The following is a 23,782-nucleotide window of genomic DNA, read 5'->3' as shown; positions in this document are numbered from 1 at the left end:
AAGTAGTCCTCCTTCCTCTCTTATGCCTTGCCCCAGAATTTAATTGCAGCATCCAATTCTTCATGGGCTTTTGCAGCGTCATCTATTGAAATCCCTGCCTTAACAGCCTCAATTGCTTGGCCGATGGCTTTGGCACCTGCAGTGGCTCCCTGAGGATGTCCGTAGATTCCTCCTCCTGACATAAGCATCGTGTCATCACCCAAAAGATCCATCAGATACTTTACGGTGCCGGGATGAACTCCCCCTGCCAAAGTTGCAAAGGATTTTTTGATTGAGCCCATTCCTGCTATGCATGCGTTGTGGGTCTCTACCAGCTCGTTTGTAGAAATCCCAAATCTGCCGCTATCCGGATACACAAGGGCCATATCCATTCCAATCAATCTAGCCATCTTGCCAACTCCCAGAGCAGTTCCTATTCCGGTTGTCTTTGATTTATAGTAAGCTCCCATCCCTGCACAGTGTCCAAATATTGGTATCTTTATGCCCTCTCTAGCCAAAGCCCTTGTAAGATCTTCTGTCGCCCCCCAGCCAAGTGCCTGGTAGTTTACCATTATAGAATTGGCACCTGCGTCTATCGCCCTTCTAGCCCTGTCAAAGAGATTCTCTCCGGTTATATTGATACAATATAGCGTTGACTTGTCTTTACCGATATCCTTTAGATATTTCATGACCGTACTTACTCGTTTTATCATCGGTGAATATTCAGGATCGCTTAGCAATTCATCATCTTTGATGACGTCCACGCCGCCGGCTGCTGCCTTCTGTGCTCCTAAGGCGCTGACTTCAGGTTCTACACCCAGGCAAGGCTTTAGAATCGCGCCAATCAACGGTCTATCATAAACCCCCAACATCTCCCTCATGCCGGATATCCCTACCAAAGGTCCCGGCAGGTCATCCAAAACCGGTTTTGGGAACTCTATGTCTACAAGCCTGATGCCGTTTTGCCCCAAAACGTTTCCCGCCACGGTGCTCATTATCATAGGCGTGTTATTTGGGAAGTTTGCAGTCGGGAATGCTATTCTAGCTAGACAAGCATTTTCCGTAGACATGGTATATACACCGACTATCTTGCATCCATACTTTTCTACAACTTCAGGCGTCTCGCCTTCTACATGGGTCCAGGTGCCGGCACTTTGATCTGCAGCTACAAGCTTCGCCCATTCATATAAGTCCGGCTCTGAATCAGAATTCATATAATACGTAGCTATCAGATAATCATCGCCTATGTGCTCCGGTAATGTCATAGTTTCCATTTTCATAAAATAATCCTCCTCATAATTAAGGTATTACTATACCTTTTATCATTTTTCCTGCCTTCATGTCTTTGAATCCTTTTTCTATGTCTTTAAGTGCATATTCATGGGTTATGTATTTACCGGCTTTAATTCGCCCTGAACTGATCAGCTCATAAGCTTTCCTATTTGTCATAGGAGTGTAGGCCGAAGCACCATATATATTTATTTCATTGTAATGAATCCTGTTTGTATCTATGGGAGGTGTCTGACCTTTGGCTATGCCCCCGAAGAAAATAACCTTTCCTCTTTTCCTAACTAGTTGGATAGCGTCCGTTTGAGCCTGTCCTGCCGGGCAAGCGGTAATAACCACATCTGCGCCTCTGCCTTTTGTCTTATCCATTATCAACTTTTTAAGTTCTTCGCTGCCGCTATTGAAATTATATAGTCCTTCAAATCCTCTTTCTTCTGCCAACTTGACTTTCTCTTCATTCATTTCAATAACCATCGTCTCTTTACAGCCTCTTATTTTTGCTATTTCTGAGTGCAAAAGCCCAATTGTTCCAGCACCGATAACCACAACCAAATCCTCCATTACAAGGTTTGCGTTTTCATGTGCGCTAAGCACCGATGATGCAGTCTCGGATATAACAGAATGTGTATGATCTACTCCCTCATCGACTACATTTATGCATCCTTTTTTTAATATATCTCCAGATAAGGCGATGTACTCCGCAAATCCTCCAGGTATTCCGGTAGCTAATCCGATTTCTCTCATGTTTTCACACAAATTTTGCATCCCACTCACGCAGCACCAACATTCTCCACAAGGTATCATAGGTGCTACCGTAAGCGCCATCCCCTTAGCATAATCCGAATTATTTGATTCTACTATGACTCCCGCAAACTCATGGCCTATGATCGACGGATAAATTTTATTTGACGAACCTCCTTCATAAGTTCTCAAATCCGAGCCACATATTCCACAGGCTTCGATTTTCAACAAGACTCCATCATCCGGGCAAACCGGATCTGGAACTTGCTTGTAAACAATTTCTGATGGTCCCATCAATACCGCTGCATTCAAACCCTTCACCTCATTTTCGTATTTTAACTTTATGCTAATAATAACTTGCAATATGCGTGCCAACTTTAAAATCAAATAAGTGAATCTTTTAAAACCTTTGTTCTAAAGGGTTTTAAAACGAAATTTCGCGCATCAAAAAAACCGGTTTAACAATTTTGGATTTATCCTAAAATGTTAAACCGGTCAAATATGTAAATGACCCTATTTGTTAAATTGTAATCCTACGCGAAAAAAGAGATAATCAATGCACATAAAAATCCTACTGTACCCACTATCGTTTCCATTACAGTCCAAGATTTCAAAGTAGTTTTTTCATCAATTTGAAGCAGTGATTTAACCAACCAGAAACCCGAGTCATTGAAATGACTCATGATAGTAGCTCCACCTGCTATAGCAGCAGTGACACAAGCCAAATACAGTGGCGAATAGTTTGCAATCTCAGGCATTGCCGCAACGATCCCGGCTGCCATGGTCATTGAAACAGTGGCAGAACCTATTGATATCCTAATCAATCCAGCAATTACGAATGCAACTACCACCATTGGCAATGCACTTGATGATACTGCTGATCCGATAACATCGCCAAGCCCTGAATCCGCAAGAATAAATCTTAAAACACCACCACAAGCCGTAACCAGGAGAATCATTCCAGTTGGAGATAGAGATTTTGTCATGATTTTTTCAAGCTCGTCTCTAGAATAACCATGTTTTATACCAAGAATCACCATGGCGACAATCGTTGCAATCGTAAGTGCTATAAAAGGCTCTCCTATAAATGCGAAAAACGGTTGTACAGAAGACATCGATGGCATGGCCTTCGAAGCTGTGTTAAGTAATATTAGAACCAACGGTATAAGAATTATACTGACCACCGTAAAAAAACCAGGCATTTTATTATTGTCATGCTCCATCATCTCTTCAACATTTTCAGGTATAGGCGCATATATTTTGTTTCCTATAAATTTACCGAATATCGGACCCGCAACAATCATCGATATAGTACCTACCACTGCACCAACAGCTATAACATAACCTAATTCAACTCCAAGTAGATTGGCTACCAAAATAGGTCCAGGTGTCGGAGGTATAAATGCGTGTCCAACCGCTAATCCAGCCAAAAGAGGTATGGCATATGTAAGAGTAGATTTTTTTGTCCTTTTGGCAAGACTAAACGCCAAAGGGATAAGTATTATCAAACCGGCATCGAAAAAAACCGGCATCGCAATTATTAGACCTGTCAGACCAAGTGCCCAGGCTGCTTTATTTTCTCCCAGCTTGTCAACCATCGTGACTGCTATTCTCTGAGCTCCACCCGAGATTTCTAATATTGCTCCAAACATGGATCCAAGACCAACCAAAAGTGCTATTCCTCGCAATGTGCTGCCGATACCGTTTCCGATTGAGTCTATTATCGCACTGTAGGGCATCCCAGCTATAAGGCCTATTGATATCGCACTAACTAGTATTGCCAATACTGGTTGTAGTTTTGCTTTAATTATAAGTATCAACAAGACCGCCAAACCTATTAAAGCAGCAGCCACCAATCTCCCTCCGCTAGCCACTTGGACTGCCTCAGAAGTAAGCAACATGTTTCCGTTAAAAAAAGTTAATAATGTCTGCACAAAAAATCCTCCTTATAATTTCAAAGTTTTATTTTACGATCCTCTACAACACATCCCTGTCCTTAATCCATGTATCCTCCTTTCATCGGGGATACTGCATGTTTTGCATAGAACCTTAGAACTCCTTTGTCATACTTTTCGCCTTTACTTTTCCATAGCTTTTTCCTGTCTTCTAAAACTCTTCTTACTTCATCTTCATCTTTGCGTTCTCCGCCAATGCCAACGATGTTAAGTTTTCTTTTTTTTATATCTATTTCTATAAGATCATTCTCTTCAACCAAAGCTATAGGTCCCCCTTCTGCTGCTTCTGGAGATACATGGCCAATGGCCGGTCCACGGGAAGCACCAGAAAATCTACCATCTGTTATCAGTGCTATGCTGCTGCTTAGTTCTTCATCGGAAGATATAGCTTCTGTAGTATAAAACATCTCAGGCATTCCACTTCCTTTTGGACCCTCATATCTAATAAAAACCGCATCACCGGGATTGATCATCTTTTTAATAACCGCATTTAGTGCTTCTTCCTCGGAATCAAATGGTCTCGCCCTTAGGATGGCCTTGTGCATTTTTTTTGGTACTGCTGAATGCTTAACGACAGCGCCTTCAGGGGCTAGGTTTCCTTTTAGTATCGCTATAGTTCCATCTTTACCTATTGGGTTGTCGAATTTACGTATTATATCTTCGCGCTCTATGCCACGTTCTTTTAGATACTCGTCACATTTTTCATAAAATCCGTTATTTTTTAAATCTTCAAGATTCTCCCCCAGCGTTTTTCCTGTCACTGTCATAACATCTAGGTGAAGCATTTCCTTTATTTCTTCCATTATTCGAGGAACACCACCAGCATAATAAAAATACTCTGCCGGCCATTTTCCCGTCGGCCTTATATCTAATAAATAATGTGCATTCTTGTGCATTTCATCGAAAGTTTCCGAGTCGATATCTATTCCAAATTCATGCGCTATAGCAGGTATATGTAAAAGGGTATTGGAAGATCCAGAGATTGCAGCATGAACCATAATAGCGTTTTCAAAGGATTTTCTAGTTACGATATCTGAAGCTTTCAATCCTTTTTTTGCTAGTTCGACAACTTTAACTCCCGCTTCGTATGCAACTTTATTTAAATCCTCGCATGTTGCCGGCATAAGAGCGCTTCCTGGAAGCATCAATCCGAGCGCTTCCGCCATTACCTGCATGGTAGCAGCTGTTCCCATAAATGAACATGCACCGCATGATGGACAGGCGTTATGCTTGTAATATGTCAGTTTTTCTTTGGTTATCTCTCCTCTTTGTTCCAAGGCGCTGTACATGCCGATCTGCTCCAATGTCAATAAATCCGGTCCAGCATTCATAACTCCGCCAGTTACTATTATTGACGGTATGTTTACTCTTCCAATTCCCATCAAATGCGCCGGAACGCCTTTATCGCAGCTGCAAATGAATACTCCTCCATCGAAAGTAGTAGCGTTTACATGTATTTCAATCATGTTGGCAATCATATCCCTTGACACTAATGAATAATTTATACCATCGTGGCCTTGAGCCATCCCGTCGCAAATATCAGTGGTAAAATATCTAGCAGCTTTTGCTCCTTCATAATTTATGGCTTTTACTGCTTGCTCAACAAAGGGCATCAAGTGTGCGCTTCCAGGGTGACTGTCTCCAAATGTACTCTCTACGATAATCTGAGGTTTTTCCAAATCTTCTAAGGTCCACCCCATGCCCATTCTTAGCGGATCCATTTCCGGAGCTAATTCTCTAGTCTTTTGACTATTCAACTTCATATCCAATCTCCTCTACACTTTTGTCATCAGACGTCTGATGTTTATTTGCGTATATCTTATAATAATTTATTATTCATGTCAAGTAAACGGTTTAATTTAATTTATTTTTGTTAATACGGTCTTTTTACATCTGATGTATTCGACTATTATAAGTTTTTTTTCTTGTTTTTAATTCGTTTTTAAAATTATTTTATTAAATAAATCAAAAATGACCCTTGGATATATAAATATACCCAAGGGTCATCAGATGAATTTGCTTCAATTACATGATATTATTTTCACTTTCAGAGCCAGCCATCTCGTTTTCGATCATTTTTTTTATCAATCTTCTATTATAAATCAAGTGCATCGCCATGGCATGCCTCGCAGTCTCTGCATCCCCAGAGCAGATAGCTTCTGCAACCTCTCGGTGGGTTTCTATCGTTTCCTCCAAAAGCCTCCTGTGGGTTATGTTTACGAATACTGCAACTGAAGAATTTATTATGGGAACCAGATTTTGAACCACTTGGTTTTTGCTGCATTTTGCAATGCAACCATGGAATTTTATATCTTCTTCCGTATGGTCTTCTCCCCTTCTTATCAACTCTTCAACTTTTTTGCACTGTACCATCAGCTCTTCCAAGTCTTCAGGGGTAGCATTCTTGGCAGCTAATGCCGCTATTTCAGGTTCCAGCATTAATCTTACATCCACCAGGTCAATTGCCAGCTGCTTGGAATCTTTTACGAAGGTTAGTCCCAGCGGGTCATCTGCTATTCCATGTTTATCAGATACGAAAGTACCGGCTCCTCTTCTGATCTCCAAGATATTCCTGGAGACCAACAATTTAATTGCTTCACGTATCGTGCTCCTGCCGACACCCAATCTTTGTGCCAATTCAAATTCATTTGGAATCTTTGAACCAACTGCCACTTTATTATCAACTATGTATTCTATTATATTATCCGCCACTCTTACTACCAGCGGTTTGTCTTGATTGGTAGTTAATTGTTCCATAAGATCATCCTTAATATTATTTTATGCAAACAACTCAAATCTACGACACTTATTTGCACATAGATGATTATATCACTAATCAAATCAAAGGAAAAGCACATGACACCCATATATGTTATGGTATCCCTCCTAGAAAAAATAACATAATTTTGTGCAACTAGAAACTAAAACACAAAAATCAATACTAAAATGATATAATATATTCATACCTAAACAGCAGAAAGGCGTGATTATGTGAGCAGATCCCTAGCAGATGAAAGAAGAAATAAAATAGCTCAATAAGAGCTTATATCTGACCTAAAAACAAAAAAAATGTTTTTATTGCTTAAAAAAGTGCTGCAGACATTATGACTGCAACACCACATATAATCATATATTTATTTTTGAATGTTCTTTATCCATATGATGCTAAACGAACATTCACAGCTTTCTGGTCACCTTTATAGACATCATTCCATTTTCATATGACATCAAGGCACTGTCTACAAGGGACCCCAAAAGCCCTAGCTCCTCTCTCCTGTCATTGCCCCCTAGCAACTCGAAATAATATTCTTCAATTTCTGGCTGCCTGGGCGAATTCAAGACGTCATACAATTCATCAAAATCATCTGGCTTTTGCGGACAGCTACCTTTTACATGAACGATAATTTCATTGCTTTCAAAATCAAGTGCTATCTTCATATTAGTGACATTATTTCTGAAAAAATAATCGATTAATTCTTCTAAAATTTTAGTCGCTTTCATTTTTTCTGTATTCATAATAGTCCACCTCACGACACTTTATAGTTTTTCTTTATAGAATCAAAAACCGGCACCAGCACCGCTGCTACAAAACCTCCCGAAAAACCGTTATTGTATAAATTCATTCCACCGTGGAGATATCCTACGTTCATGACCATTGACATATGTACAAATCCTGCTATTATTCCGTATTTCCATCCGTAAGTCCCCGAAATCGGCGCCAGCGTCGTACCAAACAACGCAGCCAGCATGGCGCCCATTGAGTTTGGTTCCCAAAGCTTCAACAAAGAAGCCAAGTATACTCCAAGAAGTATCGGGACCACATTTTTCACATGTTTTCCAAAGGCTCCAAAACCTACGATCGTAAATATGCCTCCAATCGTCGGTCCTGTCAAATCTCCTCCTACAAAGAAAACATACCCTGTGGAAATCAATCCCAACAGCGACATATTTACCATTGAAGGCCCGAATCCGTTTGAAGAGACAAAGTCAGATACCAATCTACCTGATTTATCCCAAATTCGAAGCAGACTTGTAAAAACATGATTGGAGTAAAACAATCCTATAAGCATCATGACAGAAAACATCACCATCAGATAAACGCTTAAAATTTGATTATTTCCATTTGATACGATCAACATTTGCGAATCGGTATCAAAATCAAAAGCTCTAAAGATAGCCATGAACACCATGCCGGTTATGCCGGCAGTAAATCCGACATTGTATAAGTTGAACCCTTGATGAAATAGAACAAATTGGTTGGCAAGAGACGGCAGACAAAAACCCGCAGCCAAGCCTATCATATTTGCCAGCACAATCGAGTACGGCATAGGAATATCAAATCCGAATGATATTTGGCTTACAAGCGGCCCTAGTGCCGTGCCAAAGAGAGCTATCAAGATAAACTTGCTGAAGTTTTCTTTCTGATAAACGGAATATAAATAAACTCCTACAATTATAGCCCATATATTATAGATGTTTTTCCCAAACAAGGCAAAGCCGCCTATAGTAAATATGGCAGATATAAGAGGACCATTCATTTGAATTTTGCTAATTTTAGAAATCAAAACTCCTGTGATCATTAGCAGTCCACTGTTGAAAAAGGCAGTTCCTATGTTGGCTACTTCCATATAGTCAGTTACCAATATACTTGGAGTTGCAGCTATTTTTTTCATTCCTGAAAATATCTCTTGAAAGTCATTGAATAAAAAAGAAGACAGCAAAATACAGCAGCTTATAAGAGAAATTATGATGTATTTTAGATTATCTGAGATATTATAATAATTTTGGCTTTTGTCCAAAGTATTTCTCAATAAATGTTTTCTTTGAAAACTCTTAAATAATCGCGAAGCATCAGCAAACACGACGACCACCCCCATTCTAATTGAATTTTTTAGTAATCGTTTACAGGTTCAATTTAAATACTAACATGATTTTTTTTATGCATCAACTTAAATTAATGTTTTTCTTTGTATTTTTGTAAATTACTGATAGTTTTAGATTGCATTTAATAAGAAGAGATAAGTTCGAAATCTGTCACTCTATTCATCGAGCTATGAGCACGCGAAATACCATATTAAATTCAAAAAATTAAGAGCCCTCAAAAATCTGAGGGCTCAAACTTGCTTTTATCAATCTACTAATCCTTTTGATTGAAGAAACTCCATAGCGATATCATATGGATCTTCTCCTTCAACATCTGCTTTATAATTCATTTCAATCATTTCTTCATTGCTTATTTGCCCCTCCAACATAAAAAACACCTCTTCTAAGTTCGGAGCTACGTCAGCAAATTCTTCATATACCGTGTCTCTTACCATGTGAGAGCCATAATACTGAGGGAAGAAATTCTTGTCATCTACCAAAATCACTAAATCGGACTTTAATATCAATCCATCTGTAGAATATACCATGGTTACATCGATATTTCTATTATCCATAGCAGAATACTTCAATCCCAAGTCAATGGAAACTCCATTTTTCCAATTCGCTCCATAGTGTTCATTAAAAGGTGTAAATCTCATACTACCTTCTTCATCAAAAAATTCATGTTCAGCACCAAAAACCAAATCTTCAGTATAAGACATCAAGTCACTGATGGTCTCAATATTGTTCTCTTCTGCAAATTCTCTTCTAATAGCCAAAGCATATGTGTTTTCAAAACCAAACTTACATGTTAACGTCAGCCCTCTAGTTTCTTCTCCTACCTGCTTGGCATAATCAAATAAATCGACGCCTTGCGGAACATCTCTTGGATCTCCACCACCCACCGTCGTCAACAAAGTACCATCATATCCCATAAACATATCAATTTCCCCTGATTCCAGCGCATTTGCTGCTATTACAGTTGCCATAGAATCTTTAATTCTGACGTTTAAATCAGTATTTTTCTCTAAGAGAATCCCTGTCATTTGCATGATAATGTCTACCTCCGAGAACTGTCCCTCAGCCATGACAAATTCTGTTCCTTCTTCCCTTGTTCCGCTGCAGCCAGCCATCACAATCCCTAACAAAATAGCACAGAGTAATAACAAACATCTTTTCCTCATTGTATCTTATCCCCCTTCTATTACAATAATCAACCGACAGTTTTTCGGCTCTTTAAACGTTTTTCAATACTTCCCATAAGCAAATCAAAACCAATTGCCATAATCATTAACGTTCCGGTCGCTTGCATCAAAGTACTCATATCCTGTAACAAAATAGCTCGATTAATAGTAGCTCCCAACCCCCCTCCCCCAACGAAGGCGCCAAATACAGCTATGCCTATTGAAGTAACCAATGCTATTCTCAATCCTGTGAAAATGATTGGAAATGACAGCGGAAGTTCTACCTGAATCAACCTCTGAATGTTTGTCATCCCCATGCCCTTAGCTGCTTCCTTAATACTGGGACTGATACCTACCAATCCAACAAAAGTATTTCGGACGATTGGCAATAATGAGTATAATACTATCCCTATTATTACCGTAGTGCTATTTGCTCCAAACACTAACATGATCATACCTAAAAGCGCTAAAACCGGTACAGTTTGAAGAATATCCACCGTCCACAATATACCAGGTCTTAAAAACTTCACCAAGTATGCCAATATCCCCAGAATCAGTCCAATGACAATATTAAAGCCAAATGCTACGCTTACTAAGTATAGATGCTCCCAAACATATCTCATAGCCATAACTTTACTCTCCTTTCAGACCACGCGGGGTTAGTATTTTCTGAATAAAATCAATAAAAAAACCTAGAAGAACAGCCAATATAGCTGCAGGGATTGCTCCTCCGACAATCAGCATGTTATTATTTGTGTCTATTCCTCTGTAAATGAATTCTCCCAATCCTCCAAGGCCAATCATTGCAGCCAAAACAGCCCAACTGACAGTATAAATAGTGCTCATACGCAAACCTGCGAAAATTGCACTGATAGCCATGGGAATTTCCACTTTGTATAGAATTTGCAGACTGTTCATCCCACATCCTCTAGCCGCTTCCTTTAGTGCGGAATCCACGTTGACGATACCAGTATAAGTATTTTTTAAAATGGGAAATACTGCATAGACAGATAATGCAACTATAATTGTTATTGGGCGAATTCCTAAATATATGAACAGTACTCCAATAAACACAAGACCGGGTATAGTTTGAAGAATCCCTAAAACCGGGATTACAACATCTGATATGCTGGGCACTCTTGAAAGTAATATTGCAAGAACAAAGGCAATCAAAAATCCAATAATGACTGAAATAAAAACGTACTGAAGGTGCACGACTATTGCCCTCACCAACATTTCACTATAACGATCAAAAAAAGCAATTATTACATCCATCACTCATCCCCCCCAGACTACACTTGCCAGTGCATTCGTCATACTGCTTTCAGTAATTATGCCAGCCACTGTCTTATCGCTGTTTAAAACAACAATATAGTCATTGTTTGACTCCATCAAGTAATCAAATGCTTCTTTGGCATTGGTATTTACTGATACAGTTTTCAGGTCTTTATTCGTAACTTTCTCAATTGATTCACCAGGCTTGCCTGTCTTCATGATTTCTTTAATTCCTGCTACTCCTAAATATCTTTCATTCTCATCCACGACCACTACGGAATTAATTTGTCTTTGCTTCATCAGATTTATGCATTCCAATGTTTTCTTGGTGTTAGGCACTGTTAATATTTTTGTTCTCATAACATCTTTACAAATTAGATCTTCACCCGTACTTGAGTAAGATCGCTTGCCCAAGAAATTTTTTATAACAGGATCAGCAGGATTTTTCAACATTTCTTCAGGGCTAGCTGCCTGAAGTATTTTGCCATTATACATGAAAATGATTTTATCCGCCATTTTTATGGCTTCATCCATATCATGCGTAACAAAAACCACTGTTTTTTTTAGCTTTTTTTGAATGACTTTTAATTCATCTTGAAGATTCTCCCTTGTAATTGGGTCCAGTGCACCAAATGGCTCGTCCATTAAAATAATTGGAGGTTCTGCTGCTAAAGCTCTAAGTACGCCTATTCTCTGCTGTTGCCCTCCACTTAATTCATTAGGATACTTATGCGCGTTTTCTTCATACGGCATTCCGACAAGTTTTAAAAGCTCCTCTGCTCTTTTACGTCTCTTTTCCTTACTCCATTTAAGAAGTTTTGGAACGACCGTAATGTTCTCTTCAATATTCATATTGGGAAACAGCCCTATCTGCTGTATTACATAGCCAATTTTCCTCCGCAGCTCAACTGCATCCATTTCATTTATGTTTTGATTGTCAATAAAAATTGCTCCATCATTCATTTCTATTAAACGATTCACCATTTTCAGACTGGTCGTTTTCCCACAACCCGATGGACCAATCAACACAACGAACTCTCCATCGTCTATTGTCAGGTTAAAGTTGTCAACCACTGTTACATCGTCGTATTTTTTAGTAACTTCCTTGTAAACTATCACATTTAACCCCTCCGCATCATAGGTGCAACATACTTATAGCATTACACTACATACCTTTTTCTACCCTTAAACCGAATTCGTGAAACCTGTAACTTTTATCATCTCATTATCTAAAGCTCTCATGACCCTTTGGAAATGTCAGTTCTATATTAAAAAGGGTTCGAATCCCTTTGTTCTTATTCATGCAAAAACACCCAAACCTAAACGGCTTGGATGCTTTTGTATGGCGTGCCCGGAGGGATCGTTCAGCTTCGCTTCACATTGCTTCGGATTTATCCTAAATCCTCGCAGCTCGCATCTGACAAATATGCATTTAGCATCTTTGTCCCCTTCGGGACTATGCTCCCCCTCTCAGGGTTCGAATCCCTCTTTTTTTTATTCATACAAAAACACCCAAACCTAAACGGCTTGGATGCTTTTGTATGGCGTGCCCGGAGGGATTCGAACCCCCGACGAACAGATTCGAAGTCTGCCACTCTATCCACTGAGCTACGGGCACGCAAAATGTAACTATAAATTTAAAAAAATGAACCATCGGTTCATTTATAAGCGAATGGAGCGAAAGACGGGATTTGAACCCGCGACCCTCGCCTTGGCAAGGCGATGCTCTACCACTGAGCCACTTTCGCATTATATATGTCGGTTGTCTTGATCATCAACTCGCTTTTATATTATACTCAGTATCATATGAAATTTCAAGCCCTAACAAGCAATTAATTATCAATTTTCTACTCCTCTGCCTTGAAATTGTATAGTGGCTTGATTATATCTACAATATCGACGGTATCTTTGACATATGCTAAGATGCTGTCGATAGGCTTGTACGCAGAAGGAGCTTCGTCCAAGGTGCCCTTGCTTACAGATGTAGTGTATACACCTTCCATGGACTCTTTAAATCCCTGAAGAGACAAAGATTTCTTTGCTTCGGTTCTGCTCATCAACCGTCCCGCTCCATGAGGCGCCGAGTAGTTCCACTCCGGATTGCCTTTTCCGATGCATATCAGCGAACCATCTCTCATGTTCATTGGTATTATTAGCTTTTCTTCTTTTTTTGCAGACACTGCACCTTTTCTAAGAATCATCATGTCGAGATCGATGTAGTTGTGTATCGTAGTGAATTGCTCTAAAGGGAAAATCGAAAATCTATCCATAATCTTTTCCGCTATTATTTCCCTGTTTCTTACTGCAAAGCGCTGGACAATTTTCATGTCGTTGATGTAGTCATCAAAGCCCTTGCCTTCCAAGTATGAAAGGGATTTTGGAACCTTTTGGCCTTCCGGCGGGTTCTTCTTTAAAGCTTTCCAGGCTTTCACCTGATAGAGTTCTGCAACTTGTTTCCCGAGGTTCCTGCTTCCGCAATGAACCTGCAGATACATCAACCCCTTGTCGTCTTTGGATATCTCTATGAAATGATTGCCTCCCCCTAAGGTACCCACGGATCTTATCAGCCTTTCGTGGTTTTTAAGCTCATTGATGCACATTAGACCGTTGATATCAAAAATTTCAACAGGTTTATCATACACCTTGAAAGAGTATGGGATATTTTTATAAATAAATTTATCAAGTGCTGCAAAATCAAATCCTTCTGCTTTAAATTTTACTACCTCTACACCGCAGCCTATATCAACCCCTACAAGATTTGGAACCACTTTGTCCAATACAGTCATCGTCGTTCCGATAGTGCATCCCGCTCCCGCATGGACATCCGGCATTATCCTTATCCTTAGCCCTTTTGTCCAACTTTGGTCACAAAGCTCTTTTATTTGCATTTTTGCATTTATGTCTATATCGTTTGTGTATACTATAGCTGTATTGAACTTGCCTTTTATTTCCACAACGAATCCCTCCTGCCTACCTTAATGATACTACAAAGAAAATCATTCCACTACAAATTATTGTCAATCTATTTTTAAGTTCGCTTTGTTGTGATAAGATTATACATATAAAAATTTACTAGGAGGATTTTCAATGGATTTTTTAACACTTGCAAAGAAAAGATATTCTTCTCGAAAATACTCTACTAAAAGCGTGGAGCCCCAAAAGCTCAACTACGTTTTGGAAGCGGGAAGAGTCGCACCTACAGCTAAAAATCTGCAGCCCCATAAGATCTTAGTGATTCAAGAGCAAAAAGGACTTGAAAAGCTTGCAAAGTCTGCAAGGACTTATTCTGCCCCCGTTGCACTTGTGGTATGCGCAGATCATACTCAAGCCTGGGTGCGTCCCTTCGACGATAAAGATCATGGAGACGTAGATGTGAGCATTGTAACAGATCATATGATGCTAGCCGCAACTGAACAAGGTCTAAGCTCAGTCTGGGTTTGTTATTTCGATCCGGAAATCGTCAGGGAGGAATTTGGCATACCTGAAACTTTGGAACCCGTCAATGTTCTCCTGTTGGGCTATGCTGAAGATAGCCCGAAACCCATGGATAGACATGATGAAATGAGAAAACCTTTGAGTGAAACCGTATTTTACGAAAAATTTTGATATTGGGAGGCAACTATGGAAAAGATATTTACATCTGAATTGGAAGATGCTATGGAATCCCTTCATCTTGGAGGAGCATTTCTGACCACAAGCACAGGGGTAAAAGACAATACCATGACCATATCCTGGGGGATGATAGGTTACCAATGGAAAATACCTGTCTTTATGTTACTTGTCAGAAAATCTAGATACACCCATGACATTTTGGAAAACAGCGATGAATTTACCGTCAGCATCCCTAAGCTCGGTAAAATGAAGGAAGCCCTGACTCTGTGTGGAAGCAAATCCGGGCGGGATATGGACAAATTTGAAGCTGCCGGGCTTGTAAAGGCAAAGGGAAAGAAGGTTTCCGTTCCGGTAGTTAGCGATTGCTTGCGTACATACGAATGCAAGGTTGTGTACAAGCAGGATATGGACCCAAAACTATTAAATTCGGAGATTGAAAAATTAATTTACAATGGAAGTAACCACCACACTTTATATTATGGTGAAATAGTAGAGTCCTATTAAAAAACACAGCGGTTGCCTGCAGCCGCTGTGTTTTTTGTATAACCATTTGATTATTATTCACCTTTATTTACATCCTGATTGAAGCTTCCCATTTTGTATCCTTCAAGGTCTAAAGATACGTATTTAAATCCAGCATTTTTTATTCCTTTTGATATCTTATCCAACAATGCTTCATCAAATATCTTGTGACGTTCATTTTGAGGGATCTCTATCCTGGCAAGATCGTCATGACACCTTACCCTCACAGCCTTGAATCCAAGGTCCATCATGAATTTTTCAGCTTCTTCGATTTTTCCAAAGTCTTCTTCCCTCAAAGGGGTGTTGTAAGGAATCCTCGTCAGAAGACAAGCATATGCAGGCTTATCCCAGGTATAAAGCCCCGCCGTCTTGGAAAGTTCACGTATGTCTGATTTTGAAAATTCATTTTCTTTAAGAGGACTTACCACATTAAGCTCGCTAAGTGCTTTAAGCCCTGGCCTGTAATCGCTCATGTCATCGATGTTGGTTCCATCCATTACGTATTTGATTCCTTGATCAGATGCAAATTTAAGTATCTCGCCAAACACTGCTTTTTTACACAAATAGCACCGATCCTCAGGATTGTTCCTTATTTCGTCAATAATCTTCGCTTCAATGAAAACGTGCTTAACTCCTATCGTCTTGGAAGTCTCCCTAGCTTCCTCAACCTCCCATTTTGGAATGTAAGGAGAGATGATTGTAACAGCTATCAAATCGTCCCCCAAGGCTTCTTTTGCAGCATGGAGCAAAAATGTGCTATCCACCCCACCCGAAAAGGCAAGTACTGCCTTATTTAGTCCCTTAAGATATTTTATGAGCGATTCATATTTTTCGTTGATTTCCATTTCATCCTCCATCTATTATGCGCAAGTTTATAAATATAGCTTAACCTTTCCCTTGTTTTACAGTTGCCTGTAAATTTGTCTGTAGATTTTATCAAGCTCCAGGTTGTTATCTTTGGCGATTTTCAGACAATCCTCATATTCTGCCTTTTGCTTCAATAGCCTTCCCTTGTAAAAACCTTGTTTAACCCTCACATCTCCCCACTGAGTCTTTAATTTGATTATCTTTCTTACCAGCATGCTCTTTTCAACTTTGTATTTTCTGACTCCCAGTGTGGTAGAGTGCAAGAAGACAACCTCTTCCATATTTTCTACACGATCCTCACTGCAAAGTATACTAAGCTTGACGGCAGGTCTGCTTTTTTTCATCAATATCTGGGTTTTGTAAACATCTAAAGCTCCGCCTTCAAAGAGCTTTTCCTCCAGGTGCGAATAATGCTCTGGATTCATGTCGTCTATATTTGCCTCGATCATATATTGAATTTCATCGACTTTTTTTTTATCTTCTATTTCAGCAATATAAACCCTTAGCACATTTGGCACATCAAAATCCTTTGTACCCAATCCATAACCGGTTTTCTTTATATCCATGCTCAGGCTATTGGTAAAACCATCTGCAAGGGACTTAAGAATAGCCGCTCCGGTAGGTGTCGTAGATTCACCGTCAACAAGACCTGTCTTTATCGGTATACCCGTCAAAAGCTCCACCGTTGCAGGTGCAGGTACAGGTATTTTACCGTGAGCACAGTTAACAAACCCTCCACCAACTTGTACAGAAGACGAATAGACACCGTCTATATCCAAAGAATCGTAGCATATGGCTGCCCCTACTACGTCAACAATGGAATCGATGGCACCGACTTCATGAAAATGAACCTTTTCCACGGGCTTTCCGTGGACTTTACCTTCAGCTATAGCGATGTTTTCAAAAATTCTCTTGCTGATCTTTTTAATGTTTTCATTTAAGTCGCTGTCGTCTATTATCTTGTATACATCCTTCAAATGCCTGTGGGGGTGCTCATGTTTTTTTAAGACAACATCAGCCTTAGTTCCGCTGATGCCCTTCTTTTCAGATTTATTAAAAACGACATCAAAATCGTCACTTATCGAAAGCTTGCTCAGTTCACTTTTTATGTATTCCGTATCGACTCCAATATCCGCCATTGCTCCCAAGTTCATATCCCCGCTTATGCCGCAAAAACAATCATAATATAAAATTTTCAAGTATACCACTCCAATCGGATAAATAACATTGCCTCTAGACATTATAACAAAAATCCGCCTACAGCAACAGACGGATTAATAACCATTTTATATTTCGCCTATTCTGTGACAAGCGGCGAAATGTCCGGGCTTGTGTTCAATGAACTCCGGTGTTTCAATTTTGCACCTGTCTACCGCATACGGGCACCTATCTACAAATCGGCATCCTTCCTTTGGGTTTATCGGACTTGGCACGTCCCCTTCAAGCACAATCCTTTTTTTGCTTCTTTGCGCTTCAGGCTCCGGTATAGGTATCGCTGACAGCAATGCTTTTGTATACGGATGAAGGGGATTGTCGTAAAGCTCTTCAGATCCCGCAAGCTCCATCATGTGGCCTAAATACATGACCCCTACTCTGTCTGATATGTATCTTACCATGGATAGATCATGAGCTATGAACATATAGGTAAGACCCAGTTTTGTTTGTAAATCCTTAAGCAGGTTTACGACTTGGGCCTGTATGGATACATCAAGCGCCGATATCGGCTCGTCGCAAACTATAAACTTGGGATTTAAAGCCAACGCCCTGGCAATGCCGATTCTTTGTCGCTGTCCCCCGGAAAATTCGTGGGGAAATCTCATGGCATGCTCATCGTTAAGTCCTACGAGCTGCAAAAGCTCAATTACCCTGTCTTTTCTTTCCTTGCTGCTTTTATATATCTTGTGTATGTCAAGTGGTTCCGCCACTATGTCGAGAACTGTCATCCTTGGATTCAACGACGCATAGGGGTCTTGAAATATCATTTGAAAGTTTTTTCTTATTTCTGACATGTCATGTCTTGATAAGGCAAAAATATTTTTTCCATTAAATACAACTTCTCCACCTGTAGGATCATATAGCCTTATAATGGTTCTGCCAGCAGTGGATTTACCGCACCCCGACTCTCCTACAAGCCCAAAAGTCTCACCGGGATATATATCAAAGCTGATGCCGTCTACCGCTTTTAGCACAGCTCCTTTTCCAACATCAAAATACTTCTTAAGATTCTTAACTGAAATCAACGGCTCCTGCATCAAACTTCACTTCCTTTCACGCTTTTTGCCATTGGGTGATTTAGCCAGCACCTGCTTGAATGGGTCTGACTGTGCTGAATAAATTCCGGCATATTATCCTCGCAAACCTGCATGGCAAAATCGCAACGGTCGTAAAAGGCGCAGCCCTTTGGAGGTATGTATAAATCCGGAGGCGTTCCTTCAATTGAAAGCAGCGTCTCATTTCTTTTCATATCTAGTCTTGGCACAGAAGCCAACAGTTTTTTGGTATAAGGGTGGGACGTGTTATCAAATATCTCACTTGTCAATCCTTGCTCTACGATTTGGCCTGCATACATTACCACTACTCGGTCACTCATATCTGCAACTACGCCCAAATCGTGAGTAATCAAAATTATGGCCATGTCCATTTTTTCTTGAAGATCTTTCATCAAATCAAGTATCTGTGCCTGTACTGTAACATCTAGGGCAGTGGTCGGCTCATCGGCTATTAGAAGCCCCGGGTTTGAGATCATTGCCAAAGCAATCATTACCCGCTGTCTCATCCCACCTGAAAATTCATGAGGATACTGCTCGATGCGCTTTTCCGGCTGGGGTACCGAAACCAGCTTTAACATCTCGATAGCTTTTTTCTTCGCTTCTTCCTTTGATACGTTCTTATGTCTCACGAGACCCTCGGTTATCTGTTTTCCTACCTTCGTCGTAGGGTTAAGAGATGTCATGGGATCTTGAAATATCATTCCTATGTGATTCCCCCTGATTTTTTGCATCTCATTTTCCGATTTGCTCAACAGGTCTTCACCCTTGAACCTAATTTCTCCTGTTTTATAAAACGCTGGAGGCGTCGGCAAGAGCTGCATTATCGAGTTTGCTGTCACACTTTTACCGCAACCGGACTCGCCCACGACTGCTACCGTTTCTTTTTTGCCAACGTCAAAACTTATATCTCTTACTGCCTCTACCTCTCCAAAAAAAGTTTTGAAAGAGACGGCCAGGTTTTTTATCTCTAATATTTTTTCCATTTTACTACAACCTCTCTTTACTTACGTAATCTTGGATCCAAGGCATCCCTTAATCCGTCTCCCAGCACGTTGAAGGAGAACATGATTAACGAAATCAATATGGCAGGTATTATAATCTGATATGCATTGCCCACTGCCAGTCCCGCCAAGCCATCATTTGCAAGAGTGCCAAGGCTTGACTTTGGAGCCTGTAGCCCCAGCCCCAAAAAGCCAAGGGTCGCTTCTGCAAATATCGCCCGAGGAATGGTCAATGTTACATTAACTAATATAGGTCCCAAGGTATTGGGGAATATATGTTTTTTTAGTATCCACCCCTTGGTTGCGCCAAGAGATTCACTGGCCAGAGAATATTCTGACTCCTTAAGCTGGAGCACCTGTCCCCTGACCAATATCGCCATGGGAACCCATCCTGTCAAGCTCATTGCCAAAATCAATACGAACATGGAAGTTCCTCCACCTTCACGAGAGAGCACTACCGACAACAGAATTACTATCAGCAAATATGGTATGCTGTAGATTACTTCTGCAATCCTCATCATGATAGAATCTACTCTGCGAGAGGCAATTCCTGCTACTCCGCCGTAAATGACACCTACTAAAAAATCTATAAATGCCGCAATTATGCCTATGGCAAGTGAGTATCTTGCGCCGAACCATACTCTTGTAAACATGTCCCTGCCCAGTTCATCAGACCCAAACCAAAATGCTCCACCCGGTTTGACATTCCTAAGGGATAGGTTTTGTTCGAAGTAGGTATATCCGGAAAGTTCCGTTCCTACAAAAGACATAACACCCATTAAAACGATCAGCGTGAGCCCTAGCATTGCAAGCTTATTGTGGTTTAACCTTCTCCAGACATCAGGCCAATACTTGATAGTTGGGCGTTTGATCTTATCGGCGTTTTTATTGCTTTTGTCAGCTTTTTGAAAAAGCTCCGGTCTTAGCTCCATATCCGCTCTCATCAACGTCCCTCCTTGACAAGCTTGATTCTTGGGTCAATCATCATGTATGCCACGTCTACTATAAACAACATCGCTACCAATATTATTGCATAGAATATCGTTGTCCCCATTATAAGCGTATAGTCCCTGTTGCTTATGGACTGCACAAAAAATCTACCTAGCCCGGGAATGCCGAATATTTTTTCAATAACAAAGCTCCCAACCAACAGGTTTGATATGGTAGTGCCCAATATGGATATTACGGGTAGGACGGCATTTCTCACCGCATGCCTTAAAATCACAGCTGATCTTTTTATTCCTTTAGATTTTGCAGTCTTTATGTAGTCCTGTCCCAAAACCTCAAGCATCGAAGATCTCATAAGCCGGGCCATCGTTGCCAGAGGCATCAGCGCCAAGGCAAAGGAAGGCAGCAGGGTATGCTGGAACGTCCCCCATCCTCCAATAGGAAAATAGCTGACGTTTCTTGCAACGAATTGTATCAAAACGGTACCCATGATAAAAGACGGAACTGAAATTCCGATGATTGCTATAATCATAGCCAAATAATCCGGAAACTTGTTTTGGTAAAGGGCTGCCAGGCTACCAAGAGCCGGGCCAAATACGATTGCTATAAGAAGAGCCTGTGCTCCAAGCTGTGCAGATACGGGAAAACCCCTCTCAACCATATCGTTGACGGTTTCAACCCTGGACTTCATCGATGCACCCAGATCCCCTTGAAGTAAGTTGCCCAGGTATATTAAATACTGCTCAGGCACTGGTCTGTCCAGACCGTATTGGGATAAAAGGTTTTGATAAACCTGTGGCGGCATTTTGCTTTCAGATTTGAACGGATCTCCAGGGATGGAGTGCATTAAAGCAAAGGTTATGGTTATAACTGCCCAAATTGTCACTATCGAAAGGGCTAATCGCTTTAAAAGGTATTTTGACATTTTCTTTCTCCTTCATTAAGTAACAGTTAGCTTTAACTGTCATTACTTCTAGTTGATCTATAAAAGAAACCAAGCTCTATTATAATTAATAGAGCTTAGATCTCCTATAATAAAATTTATTTGTTTTATTGATTATTGCACTTCCATATCTGCATATATGAAGTACGGGTACCTATTAACAGGCTTATAAACGCCGGTCACATAAGATTTTTGAGCATACGGCTGGGTATAGAAGTATATTGGAACTACCGGCATTTCTTCCATTAGCAGCTCTTCTGCATTTCTCATAGCTTCCATACGTTCAGCTTGATCTACGCTGTTTCTTGCAATCTGAACGTACTCGTCATACTGCGCATTTGAGTAGCTTGCATCATTGTAAGGCCCATCAGTTACCCACATGTCAATGAACGTCAGCGGATCTATGTAGTCACCTATCCAACCAGCACGAGATATATCATAATCTCCCGCCTTTTCTCTGTCAAGCTTAACTTGGAAATCGACGTTTTCAAGATTCACTTCGATACCTAGGCTTGTTCTCCACATTTCTTGAATAGCCTGGGCAATTTTTGCATGGGCTTCAAGAGTGTTGTAAAGAAGAGTAAAGTCGTTCATGTCTGATAAAGTCATTCCCTCTTCAGCAAGTCCTTCTTCTAGAAGCGTTTTTGCACCTTCAGGGTCATAAGTGATCAGGTTGCCTACGCCGTCTCTGAAGTCTTCGCCTGTTTCATCAGGTATTCCGTAAGGTACTACGCCTTCAGCAGCCAGCTGTCCACCTTGTGATACATTCTCAACGATAGATTCTCTATCAATTGCCATTGAAAGAGCTTGTCTTACCTTGACATTGTTGAAAGGTTGAGTCTCGGTATTAAGGTTGTAGTAGTAGGTCGCAAGATCAGTTCCTATTACTAGTTCCGGATTATTTTCATCCATCATCCTTGCTACTACAGTTTGTGGAAGGGGAGTTAGAAAATCGAACTCTCCGCCTTCATATCTTTGCCAAGCCGTATTTTCGTCATCTAAAATAGCAAATTCGATAGCGTCTAGGTTTACCAGATCTGCATCATAATAATCTTCGTTCTTTTCGATTGTTATGCTGGCATTATGAACCCATTCGGTTAGAAGGAACGGTCCGTTTGAAACATAAGTATCAGGACTTTTTGCCCAATCCGGGTTCGCTTCGTCTACGTCCTTGCTAATTGGGAAATAGCAATAAAATGAAGTAAGTTCAGGGAAAAACGCTGTCGGATTTTCTAGGACTACTTCCAAGGTCGTATCATCAATTGCAGTAACTCCTACATCCTCAGCAGTTCCTTCTCCTGTGTTGTAGGCTTCGCCACCCTTTATATAATAAAACTGGTAGGAATAGTATGCTGCTGTTTCAGGATCAAGTGCTCTCTTCCAAGAATATTCAAAATCATGAGCTGTTACAGGCTCACCATTTGACCATGTAATATCATCTCTTAGGACAAATGTATAAGTAACGTTGTCATCAGCTAATGTGTAGCTTGCAGCCATGCCTTCGATGATGTCTCCGTCCTGGTCCTTTTTCATCAAACCTTCAAACACATGGTCAAGCACCCAGGATTCATGAGTTCCTTGGGCCAAAGCCGGGTCAAGGGAACCGGGTTCACTTGAATTATTGGTTCTTAAAACTTTACGTGCTGTGTCGTCTCCGTTGTCGCTTCCTCCCGCACACGCTGTGAATACGAGCGCAAATACCAACAGAATACTAAGAAGAACAACCCTTTTCTTTTTGTTCATTTAACTTTCCCCCTTTGCCTTTATTAAATTTCTCTTAACTTAAATATTATCACTAAAAATTTTAAAAAACAATCATAAAAATACACAGTTGAAAAATTGTATTTTTATGCAGGTAAATGCATTATATTTCAAATAAATCTCCAGTGAATATTACATTGATTGTAATATCGGTAAACAGTAGTGGGGCAATGGTCAAGCAATAGTTAAGCGATTGGAAAAGCAAAGCATTACCGACAGTTTAACCTTTCAGTTCTAGGGTCCGGTTTCTACGCCGGACCTAGACCCAAAGGAATACATGCACACTTACAACTTATCTGCACCTCGTTCAGCGCAGCTAAACAGTCCATCATATGCCTCAAATGCCACTGTAAATTTAAGAATTACCTGAGATTTCTCATTGCATTCGAAATGACGGATTCAGGCATTTGTCTTTGACCCAAAAGAATACATGCACACTTACAACTTAGAACTTGCATCTTACAACTTATCTGCACCTCGTTCAGCACAGCTAAACGAGTTCGCGGGCTTCGCCCTATATAGTATCTGCATCTCAGTCAGCTTTGCTGTCTGAGCTCGCGGGCTTCGCCCTATA

The 23,782-nt window shown here is 40.4% G+C and carries 21 protein-coding genes and 2 tRNA genes; 2 read left to right on the top strand and 21 right to left on the bottom strand.

Annotation, left to right across the window (positions count from 1 at the left end; translation table 11 throughout):
- Window positions 1–20 precede the first annotated feature (20 nt).
- From BUB93_RS03075 to BUB93_RS03010, 14 genes are all read right to left on the bottom strand, one after another.
- The gene (locus BUB93_RS03075) at window positions 21–1,259 is read right to left on the bottom strand and encodes a RuBisCO large subunit C-terminal-like domain-containing protein (RefSeq protein ID WP_073269614.1); all 1,239 of its coding nucleotides are present in this window, start codon (window positions 1,257–1,259) and stop codon (window positions 21–23) included.
- Between the two features lie 19 nt (window positions 1,260–1,278).
- Window positions 1,279–2,319, bottom strand: a complete 1,041-nt coding sequence (locus tag BUB93_RS03070) for a zinc-binding dehydrogenase (RefSeq protein WP_073269613.1) — start codon at window positions 2,317–2,319, stop codon at window positions 1,279–1,281.
- 221 nt (window positions 2,320–2,540) lie between these two features.
- Window positions 2,541–3,941, bottom strand: a complete 1,401-nt coding sequence (locus tag BUB93_RS03065) for a GntP family permease (protein ID WP_341465273.1) — start codon at window positions 3,939–3,941, stop codon at window positions 2,541–2,543.
- 62 nt (window positions 3,942–4,003) lie between these two features.
- Window positions 4,004–5,719, bottom strand: coding sequence for a dihydroxy-acid dehydratase domain-containing protein (ilvD, locus tag BUB93_RS03060; protein ID WP_143159050.1), 1,716 nt, complete (start codon window positions 5,717–5,719; stop codon window positions 4,004–4,006).
- A 268-nt stretch (window positions 5,720–5,987) separates the two neighbouring features.
- Window positions 5,988–6,719 (bottom strand): FadR/GntR family transcriptional regulator, encoded by a 732-nt coding sequence (locus BUB93_RS03055; protein WP_073269611.1) that lies wholly within the window; start codon window positions 6,717–6,719, stop codon window positions 5,988–5,990.
- 420 nt (window positions 6,720–7,139) lie between these two features.
- The gene (locus tag BUB93_RS03050; RefSeq protein ID WP_073269610.1) at window positions 7,140–7,478 is read right to left on the bottom strand and encodes a hypothetical protein; all 339 of its coding nucleotides are present in this window, start codon (window positions 7,476–7,478) and stop codon (window positions 7,140–7,142) included.
- Between the two features lie 11 nt (window positions 7,479–7,489).
- Window positions 7,490–8,839, bottom strand: a complete 1,350-nt coding sequence (locus BUB93_RS03045; protein WP_084116894.1) for a DUF1576 domain-containing protein — start codon at window positions 8,837–8,839, stop codon at window positions 7,490–7,492.
- 252 nt (window positions 8,840–9,091) lie between these two features.
- Window positions 9,092–10,009, bottom strand: coding sequence for a glycine betaine ABC transporter substrate-binding protein (locus tag BUB93_RS03040; protein ID WP_073269609.1), 918 nt, complete (start codon window positions 10,007–10,009; stop codon window positions 9,092–9,094).
- Window positions 10,010–10,038: 29 nt separating this feature from the next.
- Window positions 10,039–10,638, bottom strand: a complete 600-nt coding sequence (locus tag BUB93_RS03035; RefSeq protein ID WP_073269608.1) for an ABC transporter permease — start codon at window positions 10,636–10,638, stop codon at window positions 10,039–10,041.
- Window positions 10,639–10,642: 4 nt separating this feature from the next.
- Entirely contained in the window at window positions 10,643–11,284 is a 642-nt protein-coding gene (locus BUB93_RS03030; RefSeq protein ID WP_200789396.1) for an ABC transporter permease, read from the bottom strand.
- A gap of 3 nt (window positions 11,285–11,287) precedes the next feature.
- Window positions 11,288–12,403 (bottom strand): betaine/proline/choline family ABC transporter ATP-binding protein, encoded by a 1,116-nt coding sequence (locus BUB93_RS03025; protein ID WP_073269607.1) that lies wholly within the window; start codon window positions 12,401–12,403, stop codon window positions 11,288–11,290.
- A 423-nt stretch (window positions 12,404–12,826) separates the two neighbouring features.
- Window positions 12,827–12,902: transfer RNA gene (locus tag BUB93_RS03020), tRNA-Arg, on the bottom strand.
- 55 nt (window positions 12,903–12,957) lie between these two features.
- Window positions 12,958–13,032: transfer RNA gene (locus tag BUB93_RS03015), tRNA-Gly, on the bottom strand.
- 99 nt (window positions 13,033–13,131) lie between these two features.
- Complete coding sequence (locus tag BUB93_RS03010) at window positions 13,132–14,238, bottom strand: RtcB family protein (protein ID WP_073269606.1); 1,107 nt, start codon at window positions 14,236–14,238, stop codon at window positions 13,132–13,134.
- A 133-nt stretch (window positions 14,239–14,371) separates the two neighbouring features.
- Between BUB93_RS03010 and BUB93_RS03005 the strand changes: the two genes are divergently transcribed.
- Together BUB93_RS03005 and BUB93_RS03000 are read left to right on the top strand one after the other, a co-directional pair.
- Window positions 14,372–14,890, top strand: coding sequence for a nitroreductase family protein (locus BUB93_RS03005; RefSeq protein ID WP_073269605.1), 519 nt, complete (start codon window positions 14,372–14,374; stop codon window positions 14,888–14,890).
- A 15-nt stretch (window positions 14,891–14,905) separates the two neighbouring features.
- Window positions 14,906–15,400 (top strand): flavin reductase family protein, encoded by a 495-nt coding sequence (locus BUB93_RS03000; protein WP_073269604.1) that lies wholly within the window; start codon window positions 14,906–14,908, stop codon window positions 15,398–15,400.
- A 53-nt stretch (window positions 15,401–15,453) separates the two neighbouring features.
- Here BUB93_RS03000 and larE read toward each other — a convergent pair whose 3' ends face one another.
- The 7 genes from larE to BUB93_RS02965 form a co-directional block, all read right to left on the bottom strand.
- Entirely contained in the window at window positions 15,454–16,263 is an 810-nt protein-coding gene (larE, locus tag BUB93_RS02995; protein ID WP_073269603.1) for an ATP-dependent sacrificial sulfur transferase LarE, read from the bottom strand.
- Window positions 16,264–16,320: 57 nt separating this feature from the next.
- Complete coding sequence (gene larC / locus BUB93_RS02990; RefSeq protein WP_073269775.1) at window positions 16,321–17,484, bottom strand: nickel pincer cofactor biosynthesis protein LarC; 1,164 nt, start codon at window positions 17,482–17,484, stop codon at window positions 16,321–16,323.
- An 87-nt stretch (window positions 17,485–17,571) separates the two neighbouring features.
- On the bottom strand, window positions 17,572–18,537 hold the full coding sequence (locus BUB93_RS02985; RefSeq protein WP_073269602.1) for an ABC transporter ATP-binding protein: 966 nt from the start codon (window positions 18,535–18,537) through the stop codon (window positions 17,572–17,574).
- On the bottom strand, window positions 18,537–19,538 hold the full coding sequence (locus BUB93_RS02980; protein ID WP_073269601.1) for an ABC transporter ATP-binding protein: 1,002 nt from the start codon (window positions 19,536–19,538) through the stop codon (window positions 18,537–18,539). The genes BUB93_RS02985 and BUB93_RS02980 overlap by 1 nt, the downstream gene beginning before the upstream one ends.
- 17 nt (window positions 19,539–19,555) lie before the next feature.
- A complete protein-coding gene (locus BUB93_RS02975) occupies window positions 19,556–20,500 on the bottom strand; it encodes an ABC transporter permease (RefSeq protein ID WP_084116892.1) in 945 nt (314 codons plus the stop codon).
- A complete protein-coding gene (locus BUB93_RS02970) occupies window positions 20,500–21,429 on the bottom strand; it encodes an ABC transporter permease (RefSeq protein ID WP_073269600.1) in 930 nt (309 codons plus the stop codon). The genes BUB93_RS02975 and BUB93_RS02970 overlap by 1 nt, the downstream gene beginning before the upstream one ends.
- Before the next feature lie 132 nt (window positions 21,430–21,561).
- Complete coding sequence (locus BUB93_RS02965; protein WP_073269599.1) at window positions 21,562–23,190, bottom strand: peptide ABC transporter substrate-binding protein; 1,629 nt, start codon at window positions 23,188–23,190, stop codon at window positions 21,562–21,564.
- Window positions 23,191–23,782: the final 592 nt, after the last annotated feature.

It is taken from the genome of Alkalibacter saccharofermentans DSM 14828, from assembly GCF_900128885.1.
In the GTDB taxonomy this organism is placed as follows: Bacteria; Bacillota; Clostridia; order Eubacteriales; family Alkalibacteraceae; genus Alkalibacter; species Alkalibacter saccharofermentans.
This window is presented reverse-complemented; position numbering and strand designations above follow the sequence as displayed.

Bases quoted from the DNA above. Each gene is read 5' to 3' on its own strand.
- BUB93_RS03075 (WP_073269614.1), bottom strand. From the start codon at position 1,259: ATGAAAATGGAAACTATGACATTACCGGAGCACATAGGCGATGATTAT.
- BUB93_RS03055 (WP_073269611.1), bottom strand. From the start codon at position 6,719: ATGGAACAATTAACTACCAATCAAGACAAACCGCTGGTAGTAAGAGTG.
- BUB93_RS03050 (WP_073269610.1), bottom strand. From the start codon at position 7,478: ATGAATACAGAAAAAATGAAAGCGACTAAAATTTTAGAAGAATTAATC.
- BUB93_RS03045 (WP_084116894.1), bottom strand. From the start codon at position 8,839: ATGGGGGTGGTCGTCGTGTTTGCTGATGCTTCGCGATTATTTAAGAGT.
- BUB93_RS03040 (WP_073269609.1), bottom strand. From the start codon at position 10,009: ATGAGGAAAAGATGTTTGTTATTACTCTGTGCTATTTTGTTAGGGATT.
- BUB93_RS03035 (WP_073269608.1), bottom strand. From the start codon at position 10,638: ATGGCTATGAGATATGTTTGGGAGCATCTATACTTAGTAAGCGTAGCA.
- BUB93_RS03030 (WP_200789396.1), bottom strand. From the start codon at position 11,284: ATGGATGTAATAATTGCTTTTTTTGATCGTTATAGTGAAATGTTGGTG.
- BUB93_RS03005 (WP_073269605.1), top strand. From the start codon at position 14,372: ATGGATTTTTTAACACTTGCAAAGAAAAGATATTCTTCTCGAAAATAC.
- BUB93_RS03000 (WP_073269604.1), top strand. From the start codon at position 14,906: ATGGAAAAGATATTTACATCTGAATTGGAAGATGCTATGGAATCCCTT.
- larE (WP_073269603.1), bottom strand. From the start codon at position 16,263: ATGGAAATCAACGAAAAATATGAATCGCTCATAAAATATCTTAAGGGA.
- BUB93_RS02985 (WP_073269602.1), bottom strand. From the start codon at position 18,537: ATGCAGGAGCCGTTGATTTCAGTTAAGAATCTTAAGAAGTATTTTGAT.
- BUB93_RS02980 (WP_073269601.1), bottom strand. From the start codon at position 19,538: ATGGAAAAAATATTAGAGATAAAAAACCTGGCCGTCTCTTTCAAAACT.
- BUB93_RS02975 (WP_084116892.1), bottom strand. From the start codon at position 20,500: ATGAGAGCGGATATGGAGCTAAGACCGGAGCTTTTTCAAAAAGCTGAC.
- BUB93_RS02970 (WP_073269600.1), bottom strand. From the start codon at position 21,429: ATGTCAAAATACCTTTTAAAGCGATTAGCCCTTTCGATAGTGACAATT.
- BUB93_RS02965 (WP_073269599.1), bottom strand. From the start codon at position 23,190: ATGAACAAAAAGAAAAGGGTTGTTCTTCTTAGTATTCTGTTGGTATTT.